Below are 18,364 nucleotides of genomic sequence, written 5' to 3' on the forward strand. Positions count from 1 at the left end.
GTCGGCTGCTGAGCGGGGAGCCGCCCTCGGGCGGTGGTCGGGGAGCCGCCGCAGAATCCGCACAATCCGCGGAATGCTGCGCGGAGTTGGAGTTCTGCGGATTGCGCGGATTCTGCGGGCAAGTCATCGGGACACCGCCGACAGCGGATGCACCGTGCCCGCCGGGCGGATCACGTCGGGGTGCACTAGCCACGCGGGCGACGGCGGGCGGCCGGCGCGCGTCTGCGTCGGGGTCGTCTCGGGCCGGAGGTAGCCGTGCGCCTGAAGGAGGTTGAGCGGCGGGTCGAGGTCGCCGGCCTTCGGGAACCGCCCACGGGCGACCGCGCTGAACAGCTCGCGGCGGGTGAATCGGGCTGTGGCCGTGCGTTCCAGCCAGGCGACGATGTGCCGGGCGTCTTCGACGGTCGGGTCGGTGCCCATGTCGTCGAAGGCGGCCAGGGCGTGTTCGGCGAAGTAGCGGCCGATGGCGTCGGCTTGGGCGACGGTGTGGAACTCGATGGGCTTGTGCACACCGCTGGCGTGGTGTTCGGCGAGGTGGAGTAGGCCAGCGATGCGGACGACAGCGCCGGTGTACTTGCTGCCCCAGTCCACGATGTGCGCCCACGCGCCGGTCGGTGCCAAGCGTGGTTCGACGTGCCACTCGATGCCGAGTACGGCGGCGTCGGCCTCGGCGGTCATCGGGATGACCGCGGGCTCGGGGAGGGCGGCGAGGTCGAGGACCAGGGCGCCGAGGTCGCGGGTGTAGGAGTGCGCAACCTCGGTCGGCACCGACCGGGCGCCCGGGGTGCGGCGACCGACCGTGTTCTCGGGCAGGGAGAACAGGATCCGGGCGAGCAGGCCCTTGCCGCGGAAGCCGGGCATACGGGCGATGTCGCGCAGTACCTCGGGCTGCACGGCCAGGCCGAGCGTGAGCGCCGGGTGGTCGATGTGCTCGGCCGGGCGGGAGCGCCGGTCGACGCGCAGCATGTCGCCCGCGTGGCCCTTGAGGAAGACCTCCAGGTTGGGCGTGCCGGAGTACCGGCCGGCGAGGGTGGCGAAGATGCCGCCCTCAGGCGAGAGCACCGCCAGACGGCCGCCCTGCTCGGCGAGCAGCGATGCGGCCTGTTCGCTGGTCACGTCGTCGGCGACGAGCTGCGGCGGCTTCGGGACCGCGATGGCGTCGGCGCTCATCGCGGCCGCGGTGGCCTCGGCCAGCAGCCGATCGCGGGCGGCCGGGTCGGCGTTCGCGGCGGCGTTCGCGGCCTTCTCGGCGGCCTTGCCGGCGACGCGCTGCGCAAGCTCGGCCTCGATGATGGCTGGCGCAGTGCGTTCCTTGAGCGCCTTCTCGGCATCGAGCAAGGGCCGGATGAGCGCAGCGAACACCGCGGACTTTCGCGAGCCGGGCGGCAGGACCACGACTGTGAACAGGTTGCAGGGCTCGCGCCAGCCGGACCGGATCTCGACCTCGGCCCGCCCGCCGGCCGCGGTGGACAGCGCGGCGAGGGCGATGCAGCCGGCGGCGTCGACAGGGGTCTGGGTGAACTCGGCGACGGCGGCCACCATGTCGCCGAGCCAGCCGGGCAGGACGTGGATCGGGAACGGTGGCGGCTGGTGGCGCGCGGTCAGCGGGATCGGCGCGGGCCAGGCCGGTTCGGCGTCGGTGAGCAGCGCGCGACCGGCGGCGAGCACCTCGGACGTGTCCGCGTCGGCGTCGGCGAGGTGGGTGAGGCGGCGGCCGAGGTCGACCACCGCGCGGCGGCGCGCCCGGTCGGCCACGATGCTGGCGTAGTGGCCGGCGTTGGCGACGGTGGGGACGGCTGCGATGAGGGTGTGGAGGTAGCTGGCGCCGCCGACCTTGCCGAGGGTGCCAGCCTCGGCAAGGTGCGCGGCCACGGTCACCGGGTCGGTCGGGGCGCCGGTGTGGTGGAGTTCCACCAGCGCCGCCCACAGCTCGCCGTGGGCCGGGCGGTAGAAGTCGCTGGCGGTGAGGGTTGCGGCGAGCTTCGCCAGCACGGCCGGGTCGAGCAGGGCGGCGCCGAGCACTGCCTGTTCGGCGGCCTGGTCGTGCGGCGCGGTGCGGTTCACGGCGTTGGGCTCCTCTCTGCTGGTCCGATGTGGACGGTCAGGCGGCGCGGAGGTGGGCGGCGCGACTGAGTACGGTGTCGAGGTCGTTGACCAGGGCCATGAGCTGGCGGCGGGCGAGCGGCTCGGCGGCGGCGAGGGCGACGGTGAGCCGGACCTCGGCGTGTTCGCGGCCGTTGGCGGCGCGCACGCGGGTGAGGACGACGTGGCCGGCGCCGGGGGCGTTGAGCGTGATCGGGTGGGCGCGGTGCTCGCCGAGGCCGCATCGGTGGCCCTGCGCGCACCACTCCGGGTGGTCGCTCATCGGGTGCCCCGACGGTGCTCGCTGCGGAGGTACTCGTACACGCGCCGGCCGATGCGCACGCGGTGACCGGTGCCGTCGCAGCGCGGGCAGAGGCGGTACATGCGGCGGGCGATCGGGTTGCGGAGCTTGCCGGTGCCCTTGCAGCGACGGCAGGCGCCGAACGGGAAGGCGGCGCAGGCCAGGATGTAGCACAGTGCGTAACCGGCAAGGCTGAGGGTGGCTAGCAGGGCGAGGGAGTCCACGAAACGCCTCCAGCGGGAGGTTTGAGAGTGCAGGGGATCGGCGCTGCTAGGTACTAGCGCGCTGATCAGGGCTTGGATTGGGTGCTAGCGGGGGTGCTAGGTCTAGCAGCGCGGGCTGCTAGACCTAGCAGCGTTCAGGCGGCTTGATCCCCTCGGCGGCGGTTACGCTGGGCCACCGCCTCGGTGAGGGCGGCGCGGTCGATGCCGCGCCGGTTGGCGCCCTTGCCGGTCGCCGGGTCGGTGCCCCACACCTGGCCGGTCGCGATGCCGTACGGCTTGAGCGCTGCGCCGAGCTGGTCTCGTGTCAGCTCGCCGTACACCTCGGGGCGCAGTGCGGCCAGGCGCTCGATGAGCGTCTCCATCCACACCTTCGGCTCGTCGGCGCGGATGACGCTGAGCGTGTCTTCCAGCAGCGTCTCGCGACGGGCGGCCGGCTCGGCGGCCGGTCGCTCGGTGAGTGTGCCGGCGGCCTCGCGTGCGGCGTACGCCCGTGCGCAGACCCGTTCGACGCTCGGGCCGTCGAGGTAGAACGTCCGGACGATCTGTGCCTCGTCGGCCGCCCCGACGAGGTAGCCGACGCCCTTGTCCTTCTTGGCGAACATGGTGGCGCGGATGCCGTTGCGGTACGCCGAGGTGCCGAGCACCATGTCGTTTTCGAGCTGGCCCATGACCCGCAGGCAGAACCGGGTGCCGACGTTGGCCGAGACGCCGGTCGGGAGGCTTTTGGCGTCGGGGCGCTGGGTGGCGAGGAGCAGGATCACGCCCAGGGCGCGGCCGAGTTTGATGATCTTTTCGGCCAGTTCGCCGGCTTCCTTGCCGAACTCGGGGTGGGCGAACAGTTCCTGGCACTCGTCGAACCCGGCGACCAGCCAGTGCAGGCCCTTGATGCGCCGGGCCAGTTCGGGCGTGACCTTGTTGTCCGGGCACACGTCCTTGGGCAGCTTCTTGATGATGGCGGCGCGCTTCTGGCACTCCGCGCGCAGCTCGCGCAGCGCCATGAGGCCGGCTTCGGCGGTGTCGTCGTCGGCGCCCGAGGCGAACCGGCTGCAGACCTTCGTCAGTGGGTCGAGTCCGCCGGTGCCCTTGAACTCGTAGCCCCACAGCGCGGCGTACGGGTCGAGCGCGGCGACCAGCATCGGGAGTTGGATGCCCGCGGTCTTGCCGTAGCCGGGAATCGAGCCGATCAGGAGGTTGGTGTACGGCAGCTCCATGGACACGATCCGGCCGCGCGGGTCGGTGCCGAACGGGAACGGCTTGGACATGTCCACCGTGGACGCCTTCAGCAGCGGCCACGCCGGTTGACGGCCGGCGGACATCGGCTCGTCGCCGACCCACACCACCAGCCGGGACGGGCTGACGTCGGCGTTGCCCTCCGGCCACACGCAGCCGAGCGGGCGGCCGAGGCCGGACGCGAGCTTGTCCCGCCGGTCCATGACCTCCCCCGCCGTGACACCGGGCGGAAGGTCGACATCGGCGCGCCAGCCGGGGCCGTCGCGAGTGATCGGCGCCGGGAAGCCGATCGCCTTCGGGTTGCGGGCGAGGGCCTGGGCGATACCGGCGATGGAGAGCACGGACAGCGCCCGGATCACCACGTCGGACGTGAGCGCTGCGACCCGCGGGGCGACCACGGCGGTGTCGAGCAGCGGCCGATCGGCCGGCGCGCCGACCGCGCCGCAGACGATGACGCCGAGCGCCAGGGCGCACCAGCGCCACCAGGACGGCTCGACCGCGAGCACGCCCACGGCGAGGATGAGCGCGCCGAGCAGGAACAGGGTCACGATGCCGCGCCACCGCACGCGCCGGTCGCGCTGGCGGGAGAGCTTCAGGTACGCCTCGGCGTCCTCGGTGCGCACGGTCGCCTGGCGGACGGCCTCGCCTTCGAGGTCGAGCAGCCACCGGACGTACCCGCCGAGGATCTTCAGCAGCCCGCGCGGTGCGCGGATGGCGAGCTTGCCGGCATATTTCGGCAGTCGTACCGCGTGATACGCGCTGACGTGCCCGGTGTACCCGAGCGACCAGCGCACCGTGTACGCCAGTTCGGCGCGGGATCGCAGCCACGACGGGATGACCGGGCGGCGCTCGCCGCGCCGGGCGGTCGTGGCGAGCGTGGTCGGGCGCTGCGCCGCGGGCGAGTCCACGAGGGTCGGGGTGTCCTGGTCGTCGGGGTGGAGCTGTACGACATCCGCCAGTTCTTGTTCGTGCCGCTGCCAGTCGAAGGGGTTGTCGCTGGGCATGATGAGGCTTCCTCCAAGTGAGGGGCCGGAGCGCGGCCGAGGTTCCTAGGCCGACTGGCCGCGCTCCGGGCAGACCTACAGGTCGTGTGCCGTGGCGTAGCTGGCTGGTCGGGCGCGGTGCGGGGCGCGGCCGGCGGGGCTCATGCGGCTTTGAGGGTCGGCGTCGACACGCTGTCGACAGCCTGTCGACGGTGCCGCTTGACGGTGGCCTCGCTCAGGCCGAGCCGCGCGGCGATCGTCGCGTCGCTCGCCTTCGGGCTGCGCGCCACCGCAGTGGCGATGCGCTGCGCCGCGGACGGCTGGCGCTTCGGGGCCGTCTTGCGCGACTGAGCCTTGGCCTCGGCGATGGGTACCGGGGCCGACGGGGCGGGTTCCGGCAGTACAACTGCCGGGTCTGGAACCGGCTCGGACTGCGGTGCCGTTGCCGGCTCGATGACGGGCTCGGGCTGTGGCTGACGGCGGCCCGTGGCGATGAGCGCGCCGGTCGCCATGACCATCAGGCCGTCGACCGCGAGGGGGCCGATGAGCGTGGTCAGGTCGTCCTCGCCGTAGAACTGGAGCAGGCCGGACAGGTGGCGGTACGACACGACCGCGGCGACCAAGGCGACCGGGAGCAGGCCCAGGAAGCGCAGCGCGGTCCACGCGCGGCCGGTCGGCCAGATGACGCGGGCCAGGATCTCGACCGCGACGAAGACCGCGATCGGCCAGAAGACCGCGCCGACCACCGCGCCGAAGTCCGGGGACCAGCCGGGCTCGCTGCCGGCGGGCGGGACGTAGGAATGGGCGACGTTCGCGGCGACGGAAACGGCGCCGCCGAGGCCGGCGCCGGCGTAGGCCCAGCCGCGGCCCTTCACGCCGCCACCGCCTCGGGCCGGATGCCGGCAGCGGCCAGCTTGAGCAGCTCGCGCATGACGCGCGCCTCGGCGCGGCGTACGCGGTGCCAGTCGAGGACGGACGGGCCGGGCTCGGCGACCAGGAGCCGGATCTCCGCGTCGACCAGGGCGACCTCGGCCTCGATCAGGTCGGACTCGCGATCGATGGCCGCGAGCTCCGCATCGGTGGGTTCGTCGGGGTACCTCACGTACTCTCCTTCAATTTGGCTCACTTGGTTAGTCAAGTTCGCTGAGATGAGGGTAAATGCGCTTGGCTAGACAAGTCAAGCCGTCCAACTCAAGTTTTCTAGTTTGGCTAGTCAGGCTGTAGGATGCGGGCCATGGTCGATGAGCTGGATTACCTGGGGGAACTGGACCCCGACGAGTCCTCAGGCGCTGCGAACCAAATTGCCCGGCAACTACGTGCGGCGATCCTGACCGGGCGGCTCAGGCCGGCCGAGAAACTGCCGTCCCAGCCCGACCTCGCCAAGCACTACGGCGTGGCCCGGGAGACGGTGAAGCGCGCGCTCGACGCGCTACGCGCGGAGCGGCTCATCGTGTCGCGGCAGGGCAGCGGCGTGTTCGTGCGCGCGCAAACCCAGCGGCCGGTCGAGCTGCGGCCGCACCTCGAGGCCGCCTTCGAGCGCGAAGAGGTCACCATCGACTTCGCCGGCTTCTCGGGCGAGACCCTCCAGGGCGCCCTCGCCGAAGTGCTCGACCGGGTGCGCGCCGGCCAGCTCGCGCCGAAGCGCATCGCGATCCGGGTCATGGTGTCCGACATGGGCGTACCGATGGCGATCCCCGCACGAGCCGAAACCGGCGCCGACGATCCGATCGTGCGCGAGCGGATGGAGCGGATCGCCCACCGGTCGCTGGACGCGATCGTCGACCAGGTGCACGAACTCGGCGACCTCGGCCTGGTCGAGTCCGCCACCGTCACGGTGCGGCAGCACTCGGCATCGCCGCTGTTCAAGCTGTACATCATCAACGACAGCGAAGTGTTCTTCGGCTTCTACCCGGTGACGGAGCGGACCGTGGCGCACAAGGGCGAGCCCCTGGCGATCTACGACCTGCTGGGCAAGGACGTGCCGCTGTTCAACTACCAGGTCAGCGACGAGGACACCTCGCACGGCACCCAGTTCGTCGGCGCTTCCAAGCAGTGGTTCGAGTCGGTGTGGAGCAGCGTGGCGAGGGAGTACGAGGGATGAGCGACGACCTGGGCTCGCTGCTCGCGCGCAGCCGCGCGATCCTGCTCGACTTCGACGGGCCGGTGTGCAGCATCTTCGGCGGCTACCCGGCCCTGCAGGTCGCGGCCGAGCTGCTCAACCTGTTAGAAGCCCGCGGCGTCGACCTCGCCGACGACATCCAGTCCGAGACGGACCCGATGGAGGTCCTGCGCTGGTCCGCGACGCTCGGCAAGCCCGAGCTGCTCCGCGAGGTCGAGGACGGGCTGTGCCGCGCCGAGCTGCTCGCCGCGAAGTCCGCGATCCCGGAGCGGTACGGGCGTGAGGTGATCGTGGCCGCCCGGGAGTCCGGGCGGCCCGTAGCGATCGTCAGCAACAACTCAGCCGGCGCGATCGAGGCGTACCTGGCTGCCCATCGGCTCGCAGGGCACATCGCCTACGTTGCCGGCCGCGCCTACGCGCGGCCCGAGCGGATGAAGCCGAACCCAGAGCCGCTCTGGCGCGCGGCGACCGCGCTTGAGGTCGAGCCGGCGGCGTGCGTCCTGATCGGCGATTCACTGTTCGACATCGAGGGCGCTCACGCGGCCGGCGTGCCGGTCATCGCCTACGCCAACAAGCCGCCGAAGGTCCAGCGGTTCACCGATGCGGGCGCCGACATCGTGTTGACCAGCATGGGCGACATCGCCACCGCGCTCCTGGCCCTGCGGTAGGTCGGGCGGGCCGAACCTACTCGTCCTCCTCGGACTCGTCCGGCTCGTCCGTGTCCTCCCGCGTCTCCGGGATCGAGGAGAACGCGTAGGGACCGCGGACGTTCCGGCTGACCACGTCCAGCGCTGCTCGAAGCTGTTCGACCTGGTCCAGCGTCAGCTCATGCGACTTGCGGATGTGCAGGAAGGTCACGAACCGCAACGCGATCAGCGGCGTCTCTCCCCTCTGGTGCACCTCGATGTTGACCCCGCAGCCCGACACACGGTCGAAGCGGACCGTGCAGGCCGGCGGCTCCCCGCCCGGCGTTTCGACGACTTCCTGATCAGTGATCACTCAACGCTCCCTAGCGTGCGGATGGGCTGGCGGCTCCGGGAGCCAGCCCAGGAATCGGTCGTAGAGACCCGGCAGAGCCGCAGGGCCGAGGTCTGCCGACGCCTCGGCTAGCCGCAGCGTCATCAAGACCGTTAGCGCGGCGGGATCATGGCCGCACTCGACCGCAAGCCGGCGGCGGGTCGACAGGCATGGCCAAGGCCGGCTACATCGGACACAGTCCCACTCCGGCCGCGCCGATAGATGCCGGTCTCCGACTTCCAGCTCGATGGTCTGCGCTAGCTCGGCGGCGAGCTGACGAGCGTGTACGGACGCACTGGAGGCAAGCCGTAGCGCTCCTCTGATTGCGTCCACCGCCCTGTCGTCGGGGCCGCTGACAAGATGCAGTCGGTGTACGTCGTCGATGACGACCAGGACGAGGCCACCGCCAATCGTCTCGGCTCTGGTGACAACCGTGGCCAACTTAAGGCTCGGCAATTCGGTGGGCGTGGCAATGCCGGGCTGCGGTGCCTCCCTGCGCATTGGCCTCCCCCGGCGCCGTTACGGACGCCCGCCTCAGCCGTCGCGGCTGCAGGGTTTCGCAGCTCAGGTGCCAACCCGTGATGACGATGAGGATGACAACGGCGGTATCTGCGCCGCCGCATGCCCGCAGGCACAAGTGTAGGACTGTACGTACATGTACGTCTAGAGACGTAGCTAAAGGATCGCTGATGTACCTGCACATCTACGTTGCCGACATGGTCGATCCGGACGGCCCCACGCCCGTATACGTGCAGATCGCCGACATCATCCAGCAGCGGATCGAGGCCGGCGAGCTACAGCCCAACCGGCCGATCCCAAGCGAACTTGCCCTTCAACAGGAGTTTGGCGTAGCCCGGGGCACCGCCCGCCGCGCCGTCGAACTGCTCCGTGAACGCGGCCTGGTCTTCACCGTCCCACAGCGCGGAACTTTCGTGACCGACCAGCGTTAAGCAGGCATTCGCCGTCGTACACCTTAGCCACAGCTGCCGCACCTAGGGAAGAACCGGCGAACAGAGCCATTAGCTGTCAGATCCGTAGCTCGACAAGACTTCGAGCTCATCGCGCCAGCCATTCACCATGGCAACCATCTCTGCCAGATGCAGCACAGCGTCCTGAATCTTTCCAAGCGGCCTGTCTAGATCCTTGGATAGACCCTTGCCACCACCAATGACGGCGTAGAACTCGCCTAGCTGACCAGCAATTTCTGCAGCCCCTGAAAATTCTTCAATTGCCCGGATGAAGGACTCACCGTCCGGTGAGCTAGCCATCTTTGGATCCTCGATCATCTGACCGGTGATCGCACGAACAGCTACGTCCCAGCCCGCAATAGCGTCCCTAACTTTAAAAGCTGTCGACTCGAGATCGGAAGCAATTGGATCGATCCGTTTAGCCAGCCGCTTCGTCAGATTCAGCTTCTGCGAGAAGGTCTTGGCGCGATTCGCCTGCGGACCAAACGCAGTCACCTCGGCACCCAACTGTTCCATCAGGGTGAGGACTCGTTGAAGATCCTCCACCGTCTGGGGAGTGGCCTGCTCAATCTCGGTCATGTACTCCAAAGACGGACGGGCGAGTGGAGCCACCGCCCCACCCGCTAGCCTTGCCGCCGGCGCTGAGCCGGAGCCAGAGCCAGAGCCAGTCCGCGCACTGGAATCCTCGACATCCGCCGCGCTAAGGACTTCCTCTATTCTCTCAGCAATATCCTCGACCTTGCGAAGCCATGGAGATGATCCCGTTTCCTCGTGTCGAAGATCTGAAATGTCAAGGTAGTTTAGATTACTCAACTGCTGCCAGAGACTATCGTCCCCGAACATCTTCTTGATGCGCGAAGCAGGGAAGAAGAGAAGTGGGATGACAAGCATCTGGGTCGACTTAGCAGTCAGAAATGCCAAAAATTCGGTCAGCTCCGCCCGACAGTTCGGGCTGCGGAGATATGAGGGCGAAATGAACGCGAGGAAGATTGAAGACGACGCCAGACCGAGACGAATCCGATCCTTCCAATCCTCACCAGGCGCAATCGACTTCGTGTCCTTAAATACCCCAACGTCCAAACCGGTAATGCTGCTGTACGTTCTGCCTAGGTCTTCGATGAACTTCGAGATTCGACCGTAACTCGACTCGTCATCCATTCGCGCATATGACGCGAAAACAGATACGTCGGTGCGGCGCATAACATCAGCGTCACCGGGCGCATCGAAAGCTGAATCAGCCAAATTGTCCGATTCTCGGGTAGCTACCCATAGATGCCGAAAATGCTCTTCGTCCCCTTCGAGCTGGTTAACCAGCTTCGCCAAAACTGGCCATGAGGGCATCTTCGTGCCCCGCAGGGCGGCGTTGACCGTCGTGTGACTCATGCCCCCTATCGCCTGAGCCACTGAGCGGCTACTCGGCGCGCCCGCGGCGGCGTGCAGCGACCGCAGCGCCGAGAACAGCGCGCGGGCGGAGGCGGATTGTACAGGAATGGGTTGCGAGCTCAACAAGGGCCCCCTGGTTGAAGCGCCATGGCGGCTGGCGTACTGTCGTGTAAACCGAGCTGTAAAGCTCATCTTTTTACGGGCGCCCGATCAGAGGCGCGGACGCCCCCGGTCGGAGGTGTACTCAAATGTACGTTGACAAGGCGTGGATCGTCTTGGCGGTCGTCTTGGTCGGGGTCTGCGCGCTGTGCTACCGGTACCCCCACCTCCGCGGCCCCCTCGGCGTGGCGGCTGCGGTCGCCGCGGTTGTGCTCTTCGCCATGACGGTGTAGTCCGTGCCGCGCCGGCCCGATTGTCGTCTGGCGTAGCCGGCAACCGGGCGGCAACGGGTGAGGTTCCCTCGTCGTTTGCGCAGACCAGCACCAGTGTGCATCGCGGGCTGTAAATCCGTCGCGAAAGCTACAGAGGTTCGAATCCTCTACCCGCCACCGGCAGTACAGAGGCCCGCGATCAGGTTAACCCAGGTCGCGGGCCTTTCTCGTACCGCGCTCGCAGACCACCGTGACCTGCGATGGCCCGAGTCGTTCGGAGTAGACCTGGCCGACCTGTACGTCCATGTCGACGACTTCGAATGGCCGACGCGTGGCCCGTGTTCATCCACAACCTCTGGGGTGACGTCGGCGTGCATCGACGACGCGGTGAGGGCGGCGGGGGCGCTCGTTGAGGACCTGGCCGCCGATCTCCTGCGAGACCGCGGTTTGCTTCTATGAGTCGTGCACCTACCCCAAGAGCCGGACGTCCTCGAAGCCGTGCGCGCCGTGATCGGCCGCGTGGACGGCTTTTTCTCCTTGGATGACCTGGCGTCTCACCCGGCCGGCATCTATCGCGCCGGTTCAGCGAGGGTGTTCGCGAAGCTCGGGGACCGGACGCATTTCGAGGCCGAGATCAAGGGCCTGGAGCTCGTCGGCCGGCACGTGGCCACCCCGAAGCCGATCGCCATCGTTGAGCACCAGGACCAAGCGGTGCTGCTGCTCGAGGCGATCGACGAAGTCCCCGCGGCCCAGCGAACCGACGAGCAATGGCGCGGCGTCGGTCGGGCTCTCGCGACCCTGCACGGCACAAAAAGTACAAAATGGGGCCTTGACGCTTTTGATGGCTTCTTCGGCCCGCTGCCGCAGGACAATCGGCCCGTTGCGTCAAACAAGTGGCGGGACTTCTACCGGGAGCGCCGCATCCGGCCCAGGCTCGAGCAAGTGAGCCTCCCGAAAGAACTCACCCAAGCAATCGAGCAAGCCGTCGAGCGCGCCGAGATGCCCGATGCCGTGCCGAGCCTCCTGCATGGCGATCCGCAGCAGAACAACCTGCTCACCAGCGCGGACAAGGCGTGGTTCATCGACGTGGCGCCCTATTACGGGCATCCCGAGGCCGACCTCGCGCTCGTCGACTACTTCGCGCCCGTTCCCGCGGCGCTGTTCGACGGGTATCGGGAGGTCCGGCCGATCGAGGAAGGCTTCGCCGAGCGGAAGGAGCTGTGGCGCCTGCACGGGTATCTGGCGGTGATCGCCGTCGAAGGGGAACGGGGGACGTTCCTACCCCGCATCGAAGAGGCCGTGGCACGAGTACGCTGTCGCCATGTCGGGAGTGCTGGGTGAGCCGATCAAGTTCGTGCTCAACTGGGGTCGGCGCTACTCGCTGTGGGTGTTCAACTTCGGGCTTGCCTGTTGCGCCATCGAGTTCATCGCCACCTCCATGGGGCGGCACGACTTCATGCGCCTCGGGGTGATTCCGTTCGCCCATGGGCCGCGGCAGGCCGACCTGATGGTGGTGTCGGGCACCGTGACCGACAAGATGGCGCCCGCGGTGAAGCGGCTCTACGACCAGATGCCCGAGCCGAAGTACGTGATCTCGTTCGGGGCGTGCTCCAACTGCGGCGGCCCGTACTGGGACTCGTACTCGGTCACCAAGGGCGTGGATCAGATCATTCCCGTGGACGTGTACGTGCCGGGATGTCCGCCGCGGCCCGAGGCGCTGCTGCACGGGATCATGCGGCTGCAGGAGAAGATCGCCGGGGAGCAGGCCGGGCTGGGCGGGACACCGCGGCCCGACGTCAAGGCACTGACGGCGCCGCCGGTGAAGCCATGAGCCTTTCCGACCTGGGTGACACGTCCGAGAGCGGCGGGGGGCAGTTCGCCCGGCCGACCGTCGACGTGCCCGCCGAGCGGTGGGCCGAGGCGATCGAGACCGCCAAGCGCGAGGGGTACGACTACTTCGACTGGCTCTCCGCCGTCGACGAGCTGCCGGGCGGGTTCACGCTCGTGGTGCACCTCTGGTCGATCCAGCGCAAGCAGGGCGTGCTGATCCGGGCCGAGGTGCCGCGCTCCGCGCCGGCCATCGCGAGCGTCAAGGACCTCTATCCCGGTGCGGCCTGGCACGAGCGGGAGACGCACGAGATGTTCGGGATCGGGTTCACCGGGCACGGCGAGCTCAAGCCGTTGCTGCTGCCGGACGAGTTCGAGGGGCATCCGCTGCGCAAGGAGTTCGTGCTCGCCTCGCGGGTGGCCAAGCCCTGGCCCGGCGCGAAGGAGCCCGGGGAGAGCGAGCACACCGTGAGCAAGCGGGCGCCGATGCGGCCGCCGGGAGTACCGGATCCCAAAGAGTGGCCGAAGTGATGCCGGTCTGGCTGGATGTCGCGATCCGCGTGCTCGGCGTCGTGATCGCCTTCCTGACCCTGCCGCTCATCGTGGGGCAGGCCGAGCACAAGGTCATGGCGCACATGCAGGGCCGGCTCGGGCCCATGTACGCGGGGGCCTTCCACGGCTGGGCCCAGCTCGTCGCCGACGGCGTGAAGTTCGTGCAGAAGGAGGACATCACGCCCCGCGCGGCCGACCGGGCGGTGTTCCGGCTGGCGCCGGTGATCGCGCTGCTGCCGTACCTGGTCGTGCTGCTCGTCATCCCGCTCGGGCCCAACGGGCTGGTCGCCCAGAAGCTCGACATCGGGCTGTTCTTCGTGCTCGCGGTGGTCGGCGTCGGCGTGGTCGCGGTGCTCATGGCCGCGTGGTCCAGCGCCAACAAGTACGCGCTGCTCGGGGGCCTGCGCGCGGCGGCTCAGCTGCTCGGGTACGAGCTGCCGTTCATCCTCTCGGCGCTCTCGGTCGCGATGGCGGCGGGCACCCTGTCGCTCTCCGGCATCGTCGAGGCGTGGCGGCCCTGGTGGCTGCTGTGGCAGCTGCCGGCCATGCTCGTCTTCTTCATCGCCGGGCTGGCCGAGATCCGCCGGCCGCCGTTCGACATGCCGATCGCGGACTCCGAGCTGGTGTTCGGCTACATGACGGAGTACACCGGGCTGCGGTTCGCGTTCTTCCTGCTCGCGGAGTACGTCGGGATCGTCGTCATCGCCGCGCTCACCACCGTGCTGTTCCTCGGCGGCTGGAAGGGCCCGTTCGGCCTGGACGCCGAGCTCGGCTGGGCCTGGACGCTGATCAAGATCTTCGCGGTCTCGTTCGTGGTGATCTGGGTGCGCGTCTCCTACCCCCGCCTGCGCGAGGACCAGCTCCAGCGCCTGTGCTGGCTCGTCCTGGTCCCCGCCGCGCTGGCCCAGCTCGTGCTCACGGCCGCCGTGAAGGTCGCTGCAGGAGACTGAGAAAAGCCACAAGAAGCTGCTCTCGTACTGCCGGATCGACCGCATTCAGCAGCGAGTTGATCGGTGCCATGCGTTCCGGCAGCCCACCGCCCTCGCCGACGCCCAGCGCGGCCGCGATCTGCTCCACCGGGGCGCTGCCGAGCAGTTCGACGATGCCGTCGGGCAGCTCGATCGGCCCGTGCGCGCGGGCCGCGGCGACCGCGGCGGACAGGTCGGCCTCGAACTCGCCGATCCGCGGTGCGACGGCCGCGGTCACCGTGAGGTGTACCGATGCCGGAATCTCACCGTGCCGGAACTGCGGCTGCGTGTGCCAGCCCCGCGCCGCCAGCTCGTCGGCGAGCACGAACAGGTCGACGCCGGACGACATGAACGCGACGACGGTCGATTCCGTCGGTACCACCGTGAAGTCCTCGATCCGCGCCACCGCGTGGGCGATGTCGCGGGTGGCGTCGCGCGTCTTCGCGGCCAGCGCCAGGTATCCGTCGTCGCCGATGTGCCGCAGGGTCGCCCACGCCGCGGCGATCGGGCCGCCGGAGCGGGTCGAGGAGATGACCGGGTTGACCATGGTGTAGCCGGGCCAGTTCGCGTAGCCGAAGTACTGCGGCGCGCGCAGGGCCTCATCGCGGTGCAGCAGCACGGAGACGCCCTTGGGCGCGTACGCGTACTTGTGCAGATCGACGGAGATGCTCGTGACCCCGGGCACCGACAGGTCGAACGGCGGGATCGGCTCGCCCAGCCGGCGCAGGTACGGCAGCGTCCACCCGCCGAAGCAGGCGTCCACGTGGCAGCGCACCCCGGCCGCCTGGGCCGCGGCGGCGATCGGCTCGACGGGATCGATCAGCCCGTGCGCGTACGACGGCGCCGAACAGGCCACGAGCACCGTCTCCGGGGTGATCGCGGCCGCCACCGCCCGCGGGTCGACGCGCAGCGACACCGGGTCGACCGGCACGGTGTCGAGCTCGACGCGCAGATAGGCCGCGGCCTTGGCCAGCGCCGCATGCGCGGTGACCGGCATGACCAAACGGGGCCGGTCGATCTCGGGCCGTCCATCGCGGGCCGCTTTCACTGCCAAAATCAGCGATTCGGTACCGCCTGAGGTCACACTCCCCACGCTCCGCTCGTCGCCGCCGAGCACCTGCGCGGCCGCCCCGACGAGGTCGTTCTCCATCGCGAGCAGCGACGGGAAGGCGGTCGGATCGAGCCCGTTGACGTGCGAGGACAGCGCGTGGGCGGCGGCCGCGAGGTCGTCGAGGCCGGCCAGCCCGGGGTCGTACACGTAGGCGAACAGCCGGCCGCCGTGCGTCGGCAGGTCGTGGCCGCGCAGCTCCTTGAGCTCCGCGAGCACCTCCCCGGCCGGGATGCCTCGCTCAGGCAGTGCGTTCAAGTGCTTCGCCCTCCGACAGTCGCGCTTCGTTCAGGTCATAGCCTCGCAGAGTGAACAGCGCCAATGCGACGACAACGGCCGGAATCACCGTGAAGCCGAGCTGCACGCCCATTCGCGCGGTGTCGGTCTGCGCCGCGGCGGTGCCGGAGTCGCTGGAGACGTACCCGGTCGCGGCCAGGAGCAGCGCGAAGATCCCGGGGCCGAGGGCCAGGCCGAACGTCTCCCCGGCCGTCCACAGCCCGGTGAACACGCCGGCCTGGCGGCGGCCGGTGCGCGCGGCGTCGTAGGCGATGCAGTCGGGCAGCATGGCCAGCCCGAAGACCTGTTGTCCGGCGTAGCCACAGCCGACCAGGCCGGTGAGCACGTACACGACGGCGTTGGGCAGCACCGGCGCCAGCGCGATGAGGGCGGCGGCAGTGGCGAAGACCATGGAGGACAGGACGTACGAGCGGAGTTTGCCGATTTTCGCGCCGATTCGCGACCAGAGCGGCATGACGAGCAGCGCCGGCCCGACGAAACACGCGAAGAGCAGCGTCGATCCCGTGTCCGGATCGGCCAGGATCTGGGTGGCGAAGTAACTCACTCCGGCCAGCATGGTGGCGATTCCGGCCGCCTGAATGATGAAGCAGATGAGCAATCGGGTGAACGCCTTGTTGGCCCGCGCCGTTTTCAGCTGCACGCCCAGGCTCGGCTCGCTCTGCGTGATGGCGCCGACGGGGGCCTTGCGGGTGCCGAAAAAGCTGCCGAGGGTACCGACGACGATGAGTGCGGCCACGAAAACTCCCATGGCCCGATGGCCCGGAATGCCGTCCCCGAACTGTTTCGTGACCACCGGGGCCAGCGCGCCCGACACCAGGATGGCGACCGCCAGCAGGGCGACGCGCCAGGTCATCAGGCGGGTCCGCTCGGTGTAGTCATCGGTCATTTCGGCGGGCATCGCGACATATGGCACCTGATAGAACGCGTACGCCGTGGCCGTGGCGAGGAACATCAGCGCGACATATACCCCGCTTTTCACCGGTGCCGCGAAAATCAGCGCAAACAGTACCGCCACGGCAAGTCCGGCCCCGAGCAAAAATGGTCGGCGGGCCCCCCATCGAGTGCGGGTACGATCGGAGATTCTCCCGGCAACCGGGTTGATGAGCACGTCCCATGCCTTCGGTGCGAGCACGAGCAGCCCGGCGACCCCGGCCGCGACCCCGAGGGTGTCGGTCAGGTAGGGCAGAAGCAACAAACCGGGCACGGTGCCGAACGCGCCCGTGACGAGCGATCCGAGCGCGTACCCCGCCCGCACGCGACCGGGCAGCGAAACCGACGGGTGGTCCATGGTCCACGGATGCTACCGCGAGAATTCCTCAATTTCTGCGGGCGTCGCCGCCGGACATCCAGCGACGACCGAGGTCGGCCTGCGCATCCTGCAGGACGGCGGCACGGCCGCCGACGCCGCCGTAGCCGCCATGCTCGCCAGCTGCGTGGCCGAGAGCGTCCTGACCGGCATCGCGGGCGGCGGCTTCGCCACGTTCTACGAGGCCGCCACGGGCACGACGACCTGCCTGGACTTCTTCTGCTCGGTTCCCGGTCTCGACGCCGAGCGCCCCGCGGCCCCCATGGAACCGATCGCGGTGGCGTTCGGCGGGGTGCCGCAGCGGTACGAGATCGGCGCCTCGAGCGTCGGCGTCCCCGGTGTTCCGGCCGGCGCCGGGGCAATCCACCAGCGCTGGGGCCGATTGGCGTGGCCCCGGGTGGTGGCGCCGGCCCTGTCGCTCGCCCGCTCGGGGACGCTCTTGCCGCAGCCGCACGCAGCGACGCTGGAGTCCTTGGCGCCGGCCATGCTGCCTGGGCTCGGCTCGCAGGTGTACGCGCCGGCCGGGCGGCTGCTGTCGGGTGGGGACCTTCTGTATCACCCCGGGTTGGACCTGGCGCTGGGCATCTTGGCGGACGAGGGGCCGGGGGCGTTCTACACGGGGCGGATCGGGCGGCAGATGGTGTCGACCATCGCCGCGGGTGGTGGGATTTTGACGCCTACTGATCTGGCCTCGTACCGGGTGCTGGCACAGCCGGTGGCGTCGGCTTCGCTGGCCGGGTTGACCGTGTCCGCCCGGCCGGATCTGAACGACTTCATCGTGACGCTGGGGTCGCTGCCGGACCTGGAGTCGATGACCCGTCCGGCGCGGGCGGTGGCTTTGGCGGACGCGTTGCGGGCTTATGGGACGCAGCGGCTGGGGGACACGACCAACATCTCGGTGGTTGACCCGTCTGGCAACGCTTGCGTGATCACCTTGACGCTGGGGATCGGGTCCGGGGTTTGGCTCGATGGGCTGGGGATTCACCTGAACTCGATGCTGGGCGAGGGCGAGCTGATCCGGCCGGGGACGTTGCCTGGGGAGCGCATGGCGTCCTGCATGTGCCCGACTGTGGTGACCGCACCGGATGGACCGCTCTTATTGGCGATCGGGTCGGCCGGCGCTACACGGATTCGGACGGCGTTGTTGCACGCTCTGATCAACACGCTCGTCGACGGGACGGACACGTTCTCGGCCATCCACCGTCCGCGGTTCCATGTGGTGTCGGACCTGGTGCATGCGGAGCCGGGGTATCCGGAGGACGAGCTGGAGGCCTTGCAGGAGGCCGGGTACAAGATTCAGCGCTGGGACAAGATGGACCACTACTTCGGCGGGGTCAGCGCCGTGGGGGTCGCCGGCGCGGCGGGCGACCCGCGGCGCGGCGGCATTGGGCGACTGCTGTCGTGACCGACGGGAAAGGCCCGCGACCGGGGGTTAACCTGGTCGCGGGCCTCTGTACTGCCAGTGGCGGGTAGAGGATTCGAACCTCTGTAGCCTTTCGCGACGGATTTACCGCTCAGGCTCCCACCGTCCGTGACCTGCTACGAAGTACTCGCAGCGGCGTAAATCTCCGGGCATTCTCCGTAAGGCTGTTGATCTTCGAATTGATGGAGGCCCGCATGCCCACGCC

The 18,364-nt window shown here is 69.1% G+C and carries 19 protein-coding genes and 1 tRNA gene; 9 read left to right on the top strand and 11 right to left on the bottom strand.

What is annotated here, in order from left to right; genetic code table 11:
* Window positions 1-123: 123 nt before the first annotated feature.
* The 6 genes from ACQP00_RS49635 to ACQP00_RS49660 form a co-directional block, all read right to left on the bottom strand.
* Window positions 124-2,064, bottom strand: coding sequence for a DUF3987 domain-containing protein (locus ACQP00_RS49635; RefSeq protein ID WP_433210991.1), 1,941 nt, complete (start codon window positions 2,062-2,064; stop codon window positions 124-126).
* Window positions 2,065-2,101: 37 nt separating this feature from the next.
* Complete coding sequence (locus ACQP00_RS49640; RefSeq protein WP_433210993.1) at window positions 2,102-2,365, bottom strand: hypothetical protein; 264 nt, start codon at window positions 2,363-2,365, stop codon at window positions 2,102-2,104.
* A complete protein-coding gene (locus ACQP00_RS49645; RefSeq protein WP_433210995.1) occupies window positions 2,362-2,607 on the bottom strand; it encodes a hypothetical protein in 246 nt (81 codons plus the stop codon). The genes ACQP00_RS49640 and ACQP00_RS49645 overlap by 4 nt, the downstream gene beginning before the upstream one ends.
* A 134-nt stretch (window positions 2,608-2,741) precedes the next feature.
* The gene (locus tag ACQP00_RS49650) at window positions 2,742-4,841 is read right to left on the bottom strand and encodes a cell division protein FtsK (protein WP_433210997.1); all 2,100 of its coding nucleotides are present in this window, start codon (window positions 4,839-4,841) and stop codon (window positions 2,742-2,744) included.
* 140 nt (window positions 4,842-4,981) lie between these two features.
* Window positions 4,982-5,695, bottom strand: a complete 714-nt coding sequence (locus ACQP00_RS49655; protein ID WP_433210999.1) for a hypothetical protein — start codon at window positions 5,693-5,695, stop codon at window positions 4,982-4,984.
* Window positions 5,692-5,922, bottom strand: coding sequence for a DUF6284 family protein (locus tag ACQP00_RS49660; RefSeq protein ID WP_433211000.1), 231 nt, complete (start codon window positions 5,920-5,922; stop codon window positions 5,692-5,694). Before ACQP00_RS49660 ends, ACQP00_RS49655 begins: the two co-directional genes overlap by 4 nt.
* A 132-nt stretch (window positions 5,923-6,054) precedes the next feature.
* Here ACQP00_RS49660 and ACQP00_RS49665 point away from each other — a divergent pair, with 132 nt between their 5' ends.
* Both ACQP00_RS49665 and ACQP00_RS49670 read left to right on the top strand, forming a co-directional pair.
* Entirely contained in the window at window positions 6,055-6,921 is an 867-nt protein-coding gene (locus tag ACQP00_RS49665; RefSeq protein WP_433211002.1) for a GntR family transcriptional regulator, read from the top strand.
* Window positions 6,918-7,607 carry an HAD family hydrolase gene (locus ACQP00_RS49670; RefSeq protein ID WP_433211004.1) on the top strand — a complete coding sequence of 230 codons (690 nt, stop codon included), beginning with the start codon at window positions 6,918-6,920 and terminating at the stop codon, window positions 7,605-7,607. The genes ACQP00_RS49665 and ACQP00_RS49670 overlap by 4 nt, the downstream gene beginning before the upstream one ends.
* Before the next feature lie 16 nt (window positions 7,608-7,623).
* On the opposite strand, the gene ACQP00_RS49675 is transcribed toward ACQP00_RS49670, so the two are convergent.
* The gene (locus tag ACQP00_RS49675; protein ID WP_433211007.1) at window positions 7,624-7,938 is read right to left on the bottom strand and encodes a hypothetical protein; all 315 of its coding nucleotides are present in this window, start codon (window positions 7,936-7,938) and stop codon (window positions 7,624-7,626) included.
* 734 nt (window positions 7,939-8,672) lie between these two features.
* Here ACQP00_RS49675 and ACQP00_RS49680 point away from each other — a divergent pair.
* The gene (locus tag ACQP00_RS49680) at window positions 8,673-8,906 is read left to right on the top strand and encodes a GntR family transcriptional regulator (protein WP_433224305.1); all 234 of its coding nucleotides are present in this window, start codon (window positions 8,673-8,675) and stop codon (window positions 8,904-8,906) included.
* Between the two features lie 69 nt (window positions 8,907-8,975).
* Here ACQP00_RS49680 and ACQP00_RS49685 read toward each other — a convergent pair whose 3' ends face one another.
* Window positions 8,976-10,307, bottom strand: coding sequence for a toll/interleukin-1 receptor domain-containing protein (locus ACQP00_RS49685; protein WP_433211010.1), 1,332 nt, complete (start codon window positions 10,305-10,307; stop codon window positions 8,976-8,978).
* 248 nt (window positions 10,308-10,555) lie between these two features.
* Between ACQP00_RS49685 and ACQP00_RS49690 the strand changes: the two genes are divergently transcribed.
* From ACQP00_RS49690 to nuoH, 5 genes are all read left to right on the top strand, one after another.
* Entirely contained in the window at window positions 10,556-10,699 is a 144-nt protein-coding gene (locus ACQP00_RS49690) for a hypothetical protein (protein ID WP_433211013.1), read from the top strand.
* A gap of 477 nt (window positions 10,700-11,176) precedes the next feature.
* Window positions 11,177-12,019 (top strand): fructosamine kinase family protein, encoded by an 843-nt coding sequence (locus ACQP00_RS49695; protein ID WP_433211016.1) that lies wholly within the window; start codon window positions 11,177-11,179, stop codon window positions 12,017-12,019.
* Entirely contained in the window at window positions 12,000-12,509 is a 510-nt protein-coding gene (locus ACQP00_RS49700) for an NADH-quinone oxidoreductase subunit B (RefSeq protein ID WP_433211019.1), read from the top strand. The genes ACQP00_RS49695 and ACQP00_RS49700 overlap by 20 nt, the downstream gene beginning before the upstream one ends.
* Entirely contained in the window at window positions 12,506-13,036 is a 531-nt protein-coding gene (locus tag ACQP00_RS49705) for an NADH-quinone oxidoreductase subunit C (protein ID WP_433211022.1), read from the top strand. Before ACQP00_RS49700 ends, ACQP00_RS49705 begins: the two co-directional genes overlap by 4 nt.
* A complete protein-coding gene (nuoH, locus tag ACQP00_RS49710; protein ID WP_433211025.1) occupies window positions 13,036-14,007 on the top strand; it encodes an NADH-quinone oxidoreductase subunit NuoH in 972 nt (323 codons plus the stop codon). Before ACQP00_RS49705 ends, nuoH begins: the two co-directional genes overlap by 1 nt.
* On the opposite strand, the gene ACQP00_RS49715 is transcribed toward nuoH, so the two are convergent.
* Window positions 13,973-15,391, bottom strand: coding sequence for a pyridoxal phosphate-dependent decarboxylase family protein (locus ACQP00_RS49715; RefSeq protein ID WP_433211028.1), 1,419 nt, complete (start codon window positions 15,389-15,391; stop codon window positions 13,973-13,975). The two genes, nuoH and ACQP00_RS49715, sit on opposite strands and share 35 nt — an antisense overlap.
* Window positions 15,375-16,718 (bottom strand): MFS transporter, encoded by a 1,344-nt coding sequence (locus tag ACQP00_RS49720; protein ID WP_433211031.1) that lies wholly within the window; start codon window positions 16,716-16,718, stop codon window positions 15,375-15,377. Before ACQP00_RS49720 ends, ACQP00_RS49715 begins: the two co-directional genes overlap by 17 nt.
* On the opposite strand from ACQP00_RS49720, the gene ACQP00_RS49725 reads away from it, so the two are divergent.
* Window positions 16,717-18,141 carry a gamma-glutamyltransferase gene (locus tag ACQP00_RS49725; RefSeq protein WP_433211034.1) on the top strand — a complete coding sequence of 475 codons (1,425 nt, stop codon included), beginning with the start codon at window positions 16,717-16,719 and terminating at the stop codon, window positions 18,139-18,141. The genes ACQP00_RS49720 and ACQP00_RS49725 overlap by 2 nt on opposite strands.
* A gap of 58 nt (window positions 18,142-18,199) precedes the next feature.
* Here ACQP00_RS49725 and ACQP00_RS49730 read toward each other — a convergent pair.
* Window positions 18,200-18,260 (bottom strand) — tRNA-OTHER (locus ACQP00_RS49730).
* Window positions 18,261-18,364 lie beyond the last annotated feature (104 nt).

This window comes from Dactylosporangium sp. CS-047395 (genome assembly GCF_050942185.1).
Classification (GTDB): domain Bacteria; phylum Actinomycetota; class Actinomycetes; order Mycobacteriales; family Micromonosporaceae; genus Dactylosporangium.